Source organism: Facklamia miroungae, from assembly GCF_012396555.1.
Classification (GTDB): Bacteria; Bacillota; Bacilli; order Lactobacillales; family Aerococcaceae; genus Facklamia; species Facklamia miroungae.
On record NZ_JAAXPS010000018.1, the window covers coordinates 1 to 10,430 of the forward strand.

The window sequence follows — 10,430 nt, forward strand, 5'->3', positions numbered from 1 at the left end:
ATTATCCCTACCACACCCTCTTCATGAATGACTTGTTCAAACCGCGCTTTTAAAACATGTAGGGGTGCATGCGTATTGGTGAAGTTTTGAAAATAAGCGATGTATTTTTGAACTTTAGGCCATTTTTATGCACTTGTTGAATCCCTTTGCCTAATTGAATCGGCAAAGGATCTAAACGGCTTTGAGCAAAGTCTCCGGAACCAGATTCCGAACAAAAAGTACAACCACCAAAAGCCACCGTTCCATCACAACAACATCTACTTTCCTTTTGCTTCTATATCAGCCTTTAATTTCCGTATTTTTCTTTATTTTCCTCTGGTTTCGGGGAAAAAAGGGAAATTATTTCCCTTTTTTTTAAAATTTGGAGACTTTTCGTGGTTTCACCGCCCCGCCTGCGGCGAAAAAACTTATGTACCATACCTAAAAAACCAAAGGAGATGTTTTTGATGACTATCATTAATTTATTATCTAAGCGTGCATAGGAAGCAGAAAGAGAAACAGCTATCCATAAATTGTTGGATCCAGACTACTTTTTAATTCCAAACAACTTTACTAAGACAGATAAGTTTAAAATTGGTGTCATTAAAGAAGCAATCACTGACTACGACATTGCGGAAATAAAAGGAAGAGCCGTGAACTCACCCGACGAAGTGACAGAGTTTCTTAATCTGTATTATAAAGCAGCAAAGAGTGAAAAGGTAGTCGCTTTATTCATGGATTCTAAAAATCAAGTTCGAGGGATTCAAGAGATTTTCATTGGTAACGTTAAGTCGTCGATACTTAGCCCCACCGAAATTATGTGCAAGCGCTCAAGTACCCGACAACGCGTATAATCTTATCTCAGAATCACCCCAGCGGCGACCCTTTCGAAGCTAAGCGCTTTGTTATCGATTGAATCAGTTAAGCACTGCAATCGATAAGAGCATAAGGGAATGAGGTACTTTAATGGTGCACTTATGAATTTTTAACGTTATAAACCCTTTGATATTAAATGCCCCATATGGTGCATATGAAGCACCTCTAAAATACCTTTTTAAAATTCACATGCCCCACTTTAATCCTTGGTATAAAAGGAATTGTTAAATTAGTGGGGCACTTTTTTTTATTAATTTTAGTAAGTGGGGCATGATGTGTCATTTTCTTGCTTAAATATTTAATTTTTAAACTTATGAATTACCTTATACATATTATTTACCTAATCTAAAATTACCTCTTTATTTTTGAGGGACTAATCAAATTTCATCTCTTAACTTTGGTAAGTACTAGGCAGTGCTTACCTATCAACTTCTTTGAAGATTGGTCATCGTTTACCTCTTAACTTTCCTGGGACTAGTCTACACTTACCTATCAAAATTTTATGAAGGAAGTATATCATTTAGATATTAAACTAAATCTTATTAAATTAGTAGAGACTCTCACCTTATTTTCTCCTTCTACCGTTTTAATTAATATAATTTTATAAGTGTGTCAGCCAATCGATAGAATATAAGATTCCCTCATGCATTAGCCAAGTAAACACAAAAGTAGAAACAGCTTTCGTTGGGATAAAAATTAAAATAAACTTTTTAAAAGACAAAGAAGTCATCCCAGCAATCATACATAGAATATCATCAGGCGCGGCTGGTAAGAAGAATAATGTTCCTAATATCCAAGCAAAACGATTAACATTTGATGTCCAACTGATGTATCTCCTACAACACTTTTCCAAAATAAAGCAGAATATATTAAATTTGCCATACTTGCCTACCAAAAAGAAGGTATTCATCAATCCGATAATAATGCCTATATAATTATAAATAAAGCTAATTTAAGTTCCAAAGACATAATTTCATGCCACTGAAGTCATTCCACCGGGTATGATGGGAATAATTAAATGAAAATTTTTACAGCAACAAAGAAAAGGGTTATGAGTGATACATTAGTTAGACGATATTATTGAAGTGCGGTCATCACACTAGGACCAGAAGGACGAAAAAAACATAATCCTAAAAGGGTATTAACTACTATATTACAAGTGATGCCTGACATGTGTTTAGATTCATCGCATTGGACTGTGGCTTGTAGTTATCAGCTTAGAGGTCAGCCGTTCAATTTTTTAGACTAAGTACGCATCTTAATTGCACTTTAAAATGAAATGCTTAGAAGAAATGGATGAATATAAAATGGGTTTCAATAAGTATTATAAGATTAAAAACTTTACTTGATTCGTTCAATAACTAACAACAAAATCATTGGGCAATTAAATACAATTGGAAGAAGTTATTGTTTTATCACAGAACAGAAATTGCAAAGCTTAATTTTGAAAATAAAGCTATAAACTTTAAATTTTGTTCTTAACTCCAGAGTTAGTTATGATTTTCATTTTTTTCTTTTTCTTCTTATTTCTAGATTTACTTTTAAGGAATTTTTCATAACGGATACTTTTTTCCTTGCTTTCTAGATATCTCTCATATAATTGTGGAGATAGTGTGCCATTATCTAATGCTTTTTGTATAGCACATCCCGGTTCATTAATGTGGTTACAATCATTAAACTTACATTTTTTTGATAAGTTATAGATTTTATCAAAAAGTACTTTATCGCTAGTTTTTCGATGGGTTGAAATTGTTTTAAAGCCGGGAGTATCAATAATATAAGATGAAGTTCTATCTAAATAAAATAATGAGCTAGAAGTTGTAGTATGTTTTCCTTTACCATCACTTCTAACTTCTTGAGTTATCGTAGCTTGCTCTCCTATTAGATAATTTATAAGTGTAGACTTACCCGCACCTGAAGCTCCAATAAGAACAGAAGTTTGGTTCTTTAAAAATAGAAAAGCAATATTTTTCATTTTCTTATCATCAAAAATAGACGACTCATAAATTTTTATATTAGGATATATTTCTAATATTTTAGATTTAATTGCATCTGTTTTTTCAATAAAATCTGTTTTTGAAATGATTATTTTAATATCTTCTGCCATGCAATTAAAAGTTAATAAATATCTCTCAAACTTCGATAAAGTAAATCTTTGATCCGCAGAAATTAAAATGAATATTTGATCGACGTTTGCAGCGAGTAATTGTTCATCAGAGTTGTAAGAAAAGCTTTTTTTGGTAGAGCTACTAGCTCTAGTTATTAAAGAAGACCTTTTGCATAAATCTGTTAAATATATATTTTTTTCTTTTACAGCAATTCGAACATAATCGCCAACAACATATTCTTCATTTGAATTATTTGTGTCTGCTTTAATAATTTCCCCAAACTGATTGCGAAGGATAAAGGAAGTGTTTTTTCTTTCTATAATGCGATAAATTTCACTAGAATCCTCAATATTATATGTTTTAGCATATTCTAATATTCCATAAGTTACCTCACTCATATTTAGTTGCTCCTATTCTAAAGTTATGATTTCATCTATTAATTGTTTAATATTATTTCTTAATCTATGAGTTACCATAATAACCGTTAATTTTTCATTGTTAAAAATTAGATTTTCAATATCATTTGCTGAAAATTCATCAAGTGCAGAAGTTGGCTCATCTAATAGAATAATAGACTTATTCTTTAATAAACCTCTAGCTAAGGCAATTCTTTGCTTTTGACCACCAGAGATATTTTTTGCATTAAGACTGATTATTGTATCTAAGCCATGTTCTAACTCTGAAATCCATGAATATAACCCCACATCTTTAATAACTTTTTGAATTTCTTCATCACTGAATGAATCAAGTAAGGTTAAATTTTCACGAATTGATGCATTAAAAATATATGGATTTTGATTAATATAAATGATTTGATTTTGAATAGTTGACTTAGCAATTTTATTGTACGGTATATTATCCCAAATAATTTCTCCAGAATAATCAGTTAATTTACCGGAAATTAAGTTTAGAAGTGTTGATTTACCTTTACCGGAGTCTCCTACAATAACGTATTTTTTATTTTTCTTGAACGATAAATCTATTTGATGCAGAACTTTATTATTATTAAATTCATAACTAACATTTCTCATTTCAATAGAACTGGTTAATTCATTTATACTAATTAAATTATTTGAAATATCTTCTACTATATTTTCAAACTTTTCAAAAATAGGATCTATTGTTTTGAGTTCAATTATATTTGCAGAGAGGCCTGTCAGACTAGAAAATATAGTCGCTGAAAAGTATTGAACGCCATTAATAGCACCAATAGGTATAATGTTATTAAAATATAAAAGTGCAGATTGAGAGAATAAAATAATTTGACTTGTTAGACTTACTCCGTTAGTTAAGCTCATTAACTTCCCAGTTATAGTTGCGTAAGCGATTTGCTTATTTGCTAAGTTTTGAGAGAATAAATTAATTCTATTTACCATATATTTTTCTAAATTCATCATTTTTAAACTGTCGTAACCTTGTAAGACATCCGTAATATTGTTTGTTAATGATTCATTAGCAATACTTACGTCTTTCATTCTTTTTTGCATTTTATTTTTAAGTATTGATGGCACATATAGGACAATAAATGATAAAACTAGCATAGTAATTATTAATGAGGCATCAAAATAGACAGTTGCTATGAAACTAAATACAATTCCTGAAATTTGACTAATTATTAAATATAATATTCCAAATCCATATTCATTAATAATTGTTATATCGTTTGTGAGCCATGATACATAAGTTCCTTCATCTTTTTTATAGAAATTTTGATAACTACTACGGAATAATTTTGTCGCAATATCTTGACGGATTTGTATATTTATTTTTTGAATTAACTTATGATATTTTATTTTAGAAATATAAATTTGCACCATCCAAATAACTAAATCGATAATCATAAATATAAGCCAAGTAAAGAATAAATCAGTATTTTTAGAAGAAATATAAGTTATTAAATTCGATATAGAAAATCCCCAAAAAACCATGCATATTTGTCCTAAAATTATTAATGCTAATACTTGAATTGATAACGAAATATTCCGAATTATATAATTTTTTAATTTCATTTCTTACCCCTTTTATTTAGTAACCAAATAAAAAATCACCTATGAACCTTTTATTATTTTTCAAAGACTCTAAAACTAATTTGATACCACCATATCCATTCAATAAGTTTGTTTTATCTTTAATATTGTAATTTTCTAAACATGCATTTAAAAAATTGCAAAGAATATCATTATTTAACGAGTTTTTACTAGTTTCATTAAAACAGTAGTATAGCATTCCAGAGTAGCCATGGCATATGCATAAATCCTCATTTAACAGATTGTTATAATTGTTTTCTATAATACTTTCCATAGTACACTCGATATTATTATTTAACAAAGAAATAAGATTTTTATCCTTTGAAAATTTATTAAAATAAATTCCCAATCCTACAATTCCATAACACCAAGTATAATTATTTTTTAATATATCAATATCATTTGGGTCATCTGAAAATACTTTATCAAGTTTTATACATACAGGAACTTTTACTTTAGAATTTTTAATTTTGGCATATTTTATAACGAATTTCTCAAAATTAGAACTTAAAATATCAATCTTTTTTTGTATATTATAATTCATCTTATTTTGTAAAATTTTTAAAGAGGAAATCAAACCACATATTCCGTGAGCCATTCCTAATATACAATAATTTTTCTTATTATTTTTAGTGTACAACTTATAAAAATTGTCAGTTTCACAGTTAACACGAAATAGTATTTCAAATGACATATCAATAATAAAATTTGATTTTCCATCAAATTTGACGACCTCATCATTATTAATTAAAGAATGATTTCCGATAAAAAGAAAAACACCAGACACGCCATAAATTAAATCATGACTATAATCTAGATAAACATTTTCGGTCGTCGCCCAGTAATCCAATATAGGCTGTATTTGTTCGAAGTAATAATTATTTATCTCTCTATACTTTTTTTGTTGTATTTCTCATTAATAAATCTAGTATTAATGAGAAGCCTAAAGGACCGTTCCAAAGACCTATATTTTCTTCATTTAAATAAATTTCTTTTTTTAGAGCCCTATCAATTATATTATCAATTTCTTTTAAATAAAGTTCCTCTTCGCTAAATTTGTAAAGATTAAGTAACACTAAAATATCGTTTGCGTAACCATCAATAATTCCTAAATTTTTATCTTCTATAAATGTTTTATTTAAATCATGAATTATTTCCATTAATTTCTCGCTTTCTATACTTTAGAAATCTATAAATATGTGTTCTAAATTCTCTTTCTTTAATGTTATCACAAAACAATCTATTAAAATGCATATGAATAACACTGTTTATTACATTTAAAATATACTTTTTTGAGTATTTCTCTTTCATTTCAATAATTATTTTTTTCAGAAGATTACTAAGAGACAATGTATATAAATTAAGATCATCGTCTAATATTATTAATGGAATAATTTCTTCAATATTATTATAATAATATTTTTTATTAGATTTAATTTTTAGCAATTCAGTATTATAAACATCAGAAATATCTATTCTGTTAAACAAACTCGAAAAAATTTTATCATGTATTTTGATTAAAATACTTATTAAAGTTTTTTCGTCTACTAAATTTTCATATTTTAAAATACTCATACATAAATTTGAATCAATATTAAATAATTTTTCAAAGCGGTCAATAAATTCATACCCATATCTTTCTACTTCCCGATAATAGACGTTAATTTTAAAATCATCAATCATTTCATTTTCAATTAGAGAAGATTGGATTTTAAATAGATTATTTAATAATACTTCTCCATTTTGTTTACATTTTAAACGAATCCTTAAATGTGGTTTAGGATCATAATATCTAATATAAAACCATTCTGAATTCACCAATAAAAATGTATCGGTTAAGTACTGTAATAATTTAGTTTGTAGAGCTTTATTTGTATATAAACTAAAATATAGCCAACCAGACTCTCCATTAAAATTTTCGTATCTTTTTTCAAAATTTCTATAATCGTATTTTTACGATTGCAAACGATTTCTTTCATACAAAACAGTTAATGTAATTTCTGAAGACATTGGTTTTTTATTTTTTAAGACTTAATTGGATGTATTTGAAATTAAGCATTCTGAAACTAATATTTCTTCATTTTTTTATAACACTCAACAATATTTCTAAATCAATCTCTTTTGAGAAACTTAACTTCAATACTTGATCACCTTCGTTTAGAGAAAAATTCGAGGGAATGTTTTTATTTCTTAAAACTTCTTTTAATGAATGTATATCTTGTTGCTCAAGTTCAGTTAGTCTAATTTTCCACCACTCAGGAAATAAAATTATGTTATCCATTTCTAATCTTGAAACATGATTATTTTTATTGAGTTAATAGAAAAAATAAAATCAAAAATATTTGTATTTTTTTCGAAATTAATTCTAAAAATTTAACAATATCGTGCTTTAAAGTTATATTAGCCATACTTAAACTATTGATACTTATTGGGTAGCCATCACAATTACACATTTTAAAATTATTATTTTCATCAACAAAAATAAAAACATCTCTTAAACTAATGTCTTCTTTGTTCTTTTTGTATCCAGTAACAACAACATTTTTCAGAGGGATCAATTTTAGACACTACATTCCATATTTTTTTATTAGAAGACCAATATTGTAATCCAAAATTTTGGTCTGTTTTTATTTCATTTGATATTTTTACCTTATCAAATCTTCCTCTGAATCCACCAGGATTGAAAGAAGTAGCTATATTATCAATATAAAGATATTCAATATTATTTGAATCAAATAACTTGAAATTAATATCAAAACCATCCCAATCCTCTTCCACGTCACTCATAATACTAGTATTAATATTATTAACAAAATTTTCATTAAAAGAACAAACGTTTGGTTGATCGTTATTCTTAGTAGAGGGACTTAATAAATCGTTCAACTTAGAAAAATATTTTTCTTTTTCATTATAATAATGTATTGATAATTTTTCGTCAGTAAATGGGGAACCAAGTCCTTTTGATTCATCAAACAATTCTAATACATTAACAAAACGATTATATCCATATTCTGTTATAAATCTATTTTTATAGTCTTCAAGATGATAAAAATCAATAGTTGGAATCTTTTTAATTTTTTTTAAAAGGGTTATTACTTTATAAATTTTTGTAGTGTTCAAATTTGATTGATTTATATCTGTTTGCATATACAAATTTGAGACAATATATTCTTTACACTCATAATTTTTTTCATGATATCAATTATATTTAAATACTTTTCTTTTGTTGGATTTTTATTTAATGATTTAAGAAGTTTAGCTATATCTAATATATTTGATTTTTTAAAAAATACATATATTTAGGATTTAACTCAAATATAATTTCTTCTAAATGTTGTGTGGAAAAGTTATTTGGATATATTTCTAAATATAAAATTCTCTCATTAAGAAAATCTTTTATAATATTTAGACTTTCAATTTCTGACAATTCCTTGCTATTAATGAGATATGTTTTTAAGTTATAAATATTAGCTGTTTTTTCTTGAAATTTTTTTATAATTTCTTTTGTCAATCCTGTATTAGAAATATAAATAGTTTCTCCTTCTCTGCGAAAAGGGTGCTCCCCAACAATATTGAGTGTTAAATTGTTATTAGTAATAATTATGTTTGGGTTTAAACATATGTTTAATGATTGAAACTTTTCTGCCATTTCACAAATATCATTATAAATCTTAAATATATATTCAGATGAAATTGAGAAGTCTTTTTTTGAATTTTTAATTTGTATATTATTTTTAGATTTTTTTTTATCTATTTCTATATTTCTAATTCCAGAAAATGTTCCATAGGGAGTAGCCCTATATATGGATCTGTAAATATATTTTGAAAGGGTTAAAACTACCTTTTTTTTGATGATGAATTAATTTTTTTGAAATTTAAAATATTTTCATATAGGTTTTTACTAGCCAATAAAATGCTAAACATAAATTTTTCATTATGAGTAATACTTTCAATAAAACTATTCATATCTATTTCTTCAATTGGTTTTTCTATTTCTTTTAAAAGATCATAAAAATCATTTTCAGAAAAATTTGAAGTTCTAAGAATAGCATCTTTTGAAATGATAATATCTTTCATAAAAAAGTCTTCTTTAATATTTAAAAGGGTCTAAAAATATTTTTAGACCCTTTTCTTAAAAATTCAATATATTTGGTTTTGAATAAGAAGGCGTTGAAGAAGAAGTACCACTTCCTGAATGTCCTGCAGACATTTGAACTTTAGAATCTTTAGCTAGTGACATTACATCAGTTGTCTTTTCTATATTGGCTTTTTCTAAAGCTAATATACTCTCTAAATTAATCATTTATTCTCCCCTTTTCTATTAATTTCATTATATAATAATAGCGCTTACATGTAAACGCTTAAATTGAGTATAGATATTTTTATTTATATATATTAATATAACTTTTTAATTTGTTAAGTTTGAATGTTAATTTTGTTATTTAACTTCATAATGTAAAATTTCTTGTGTAACATCAAAGTCTTCATATAAAAAGAGACCTCCCTTTTTGTAAGATTGTAATACTTACAAAGCAATCACAATCAGGGAGTCTTTTAAGGAAGACTGTAAAACGAAAATTTCACAGCACTAGCTTAAAGTAATTCAATTCATGATCAATTTCGTCAATTCTTAGAAGAAGCGATTAACTTATTTCTTGAAAGAGAGCGGACATTTTTTTAATTAGGAAAAATTGGATGTCAAAAGCTACAATACATGCAATTCTAAAAATGGCTTTTATTCGAAAACTTTAATAAAAGAATATGGCACACTAAATCTTAAAATTCCCCACGATCGCTCAGGTGAATTAGATGTAAAAATACTCCAATGTCTTCAACAAGCTCTCTCATCTAGATAAGATGATTATTTTGATGTATCAAAAGGGTGTGACGACACATGACATTTCAGATCTCATTGAAAAATGTATGGTCACCACTATTCTCCGACCACTATCTCTCATCTTTCAAAAACATTTGAAGAGGAGTCAAATGCTTACCGACAACGTCCGATAAAAAAGATTTTGTTTGTTTCTATTGTGACGCTACTTTTGTCCCCGTTAGACGTGGAAATGTTTCTAAAGAATCCGTCCACACCATTATCGGAATCGATGCTCAAGGCTTTAAAGAAATGTTATACTTTAAAGTTCATCCCAGAGAGTCAGCCCTTCACTATCGCGAAAAGCTTCGGGATTTAAAACAAAGAGGGCTAGAAATGTACTGACCCCCCTAAAGTTGGATCATGAAATCCACCTTTAGGGGGCCTTATTATGGCGAAATATAACTTAGATCTTTAAAAACTAAAGCACTATAAAGTTCACTATCTAACCTCATGCTGCCTTAATTTAATGGATTAACTCCGCATCCCCTGATAAGATCCCCTTCTCTCCAGCTCTTGATCAATAGCGTTTAAGACCTCCCACTTCTTCAGTGACCATTGAGGCCC

At 27.4% G+C, this 10,430-nt stretch carries 11 protein-coding genes and 3 pseudogenes; 3 read left to right on the top strand and 11 right to left on the bottom strand.

Annotated features, from left to right (window positions below; translation table 11 throughout):
- A pseudogene (locus tag HF969_RS10010) lies at positions 1 to 247 on the bottom strand (TIGR01212 family radical SAM protein); the annotation flags it as partial.
- A gap of 265 nt (positions 248 to 512) precedes the next feature.
- Here HF969_RS10010 and HF969_RS09575 point away from each other — a divergent pair.
- A complete protein-coding gene (locus HF969_RS09575; RefSeq protein WP_168427218.1) occupies positions 513 to 833 on the top strand; it encodes a JAB domain-containing protein in 321 nt (106 codons plus the stop codon).
- Between the two features lie 623 nt (positions 834 to 1,456).
- Here the strand turns inward: HF969_RS09575 and HF969_RS09580 are convergent.
- The 10 genes and pseudogenes from HF969_RS09580 to HF969_RS09625 all read right to left on the bottom strand — a co-directional run bounded on the left by HF969_RS09580 (position 1,457) and on the right by HF969_RS09625 (position 9,293).
- Complete coding sequence (locus HF969_RS09580; RefSeq protein WP_345719099.1) at positions 1,457 to 1,807, bottom strand: VTT domain-containing protein; 351 nt, start codon at positions 1,805 to 1,807, stop codon at positions 1,457 to 1,459.
- A gap of 513 nt (positions 1,808 to 2,320) precedes the next feature.
- Positions 2,321 to 3,361 carry a ribosome small subunit-dependent GTPase A gene (gene rsgA, locus HF969_RS09585; RefSeq protein ID WP_090290533.1) on the bottom strand — a complete coding sequence of 347 codons (1,041 nt, stop codon included), beginning with the start codon at positions 3,359 to 3,361 and terminating at the stop codon, positions 2,321 to 2,323.
- A 12-nt stretch (positions 3,362 to 3,373) separates the two neighbouring features.
- On the bottom strand, positions 3,374 to 4,972 hold the full coding sequence (locus HF969_RS09590) for an ATP-binding cassette domain-containing protein (RefSeq protein ID WP_090290532.1): 1,599 nt from the start codon (positions 4,970 to 4,972) through the stop codon (positions 3,374 to 3,376).
- Positions 4,973 to 4,988: 16 nt separating this feature from the next.
- The gene (locus HF969_RS09595; RefSeq protein WP_090290531.1) at positions 4,989 to 5,900 is read right to left on the bottom strand and encodes a lanthionine synthetase LanC family protein; all 912 of its coding nucleotides are present in this window, start codon (positions 5,898 to 5,900) and stop codon (positions 4,989 to 4,991) included.
- Positions 5,881 to 6,150, bottom strand: coding sequence for a hypothetical protein (locus HF969_RS09600; protein WP_090290530.1), 270 nt, complete (start codon positions 6,148 to 6,150; stop codon positions 5,881 to 5,883). The genes HF969_RS09595 and HF969_RS09600 overlap by 20 nt, the downstream gene beginning before the upstream one ends.
- Positions 6,134 to 6,874, bottom strand: a pseudogene (locus HF969_RS09605) (thiopeptide-type bacteriocin biosynthesis protein); the annotation flags it as partial. The pseudogene HF969_RS09605 and the gene HF969_RS09600, both read right to left, overlap by 17 nt.
- A 615-nt stretch (positions 6,875 to 7,489) precedes the next feature.
- On the bottom strand, positions 7,490 to 8,155 hold the full coding sequence (locus HF969_RS09610) for a lantibiotic dehydratase (protein ID WP_281241383.1): 666 nt from the start codon (positions 8,153 to 8,155) through the stop codon (positions 7,490 to 7,492).
- 100 nt (positions 8,156 to 8,255) lie between these two features.
- Positions 8,256 to 8,846 carry a lantibiotic dehydratase gene (locus tag HF969_RS09615; protein ID WP_090290526.1) on the bottom strand — a complete coding sequence of 197 codons (591 nt, stop codon included), beginning with the start codon at positions 8,844 to 8,846 and terminating at the stop codon, positions 8,256 to 8,258.
- Positions 8,828 to 9,067 carry a hypothetical protein gene (locus tag HF969_RS09620; RefSeq protein WP_090290525.1) on the bottom strand — a complete coding sequence of 80 codons (240 nt, stop codon included), beginning with the start codon at positions 9,065 to 9,067 and terminating at the stop codon, positions 8,828 to 8,830. The genes HF969_RS09615 and HF969_RS09620 overlap by 19 nt, the downstream gene beginning before the upstream one ends.
- Positions 9,068 to 9,122: 55 nt before the next feature.
- Positions 9,123 to 9,293 carry a hypothetical protein gene (locus tag HF969_RS09625; protein ID WP_168427221.1) on the bottom strand — a complete coding sequence of 57 codons (171 nt, stop codon included), beginning with the start codon at positions 9,291 to 9,293 and terminating at the stop codon, positions 9,123 to 9,125.
- 388 nt (positions 9,294 to 9,681) lie between these two features.
- Between HF969_RS09625 and HF969_RS09630 the strand changes: the two genes are divergently transcribed.
- A complete protein-coding gene (locus HF969_RS09630; RefSeq protein WP_143406581.1) occupies positions 9,682 to 9,846 on the top strand; it encodes a transposase in 165 nt (54 codons plus the stop codon).
- A 167-nt stretch (positions 9,847 to 10,013) separates the two neighbouring features.
- Positions 10,014 to 10,208: pseudogene (locus HF969_RS09635) on the top strand (transposase); the annotation flags it as partial.
- Positions 10,209 to 10,430: the final 222 nt, after the last annotated feature.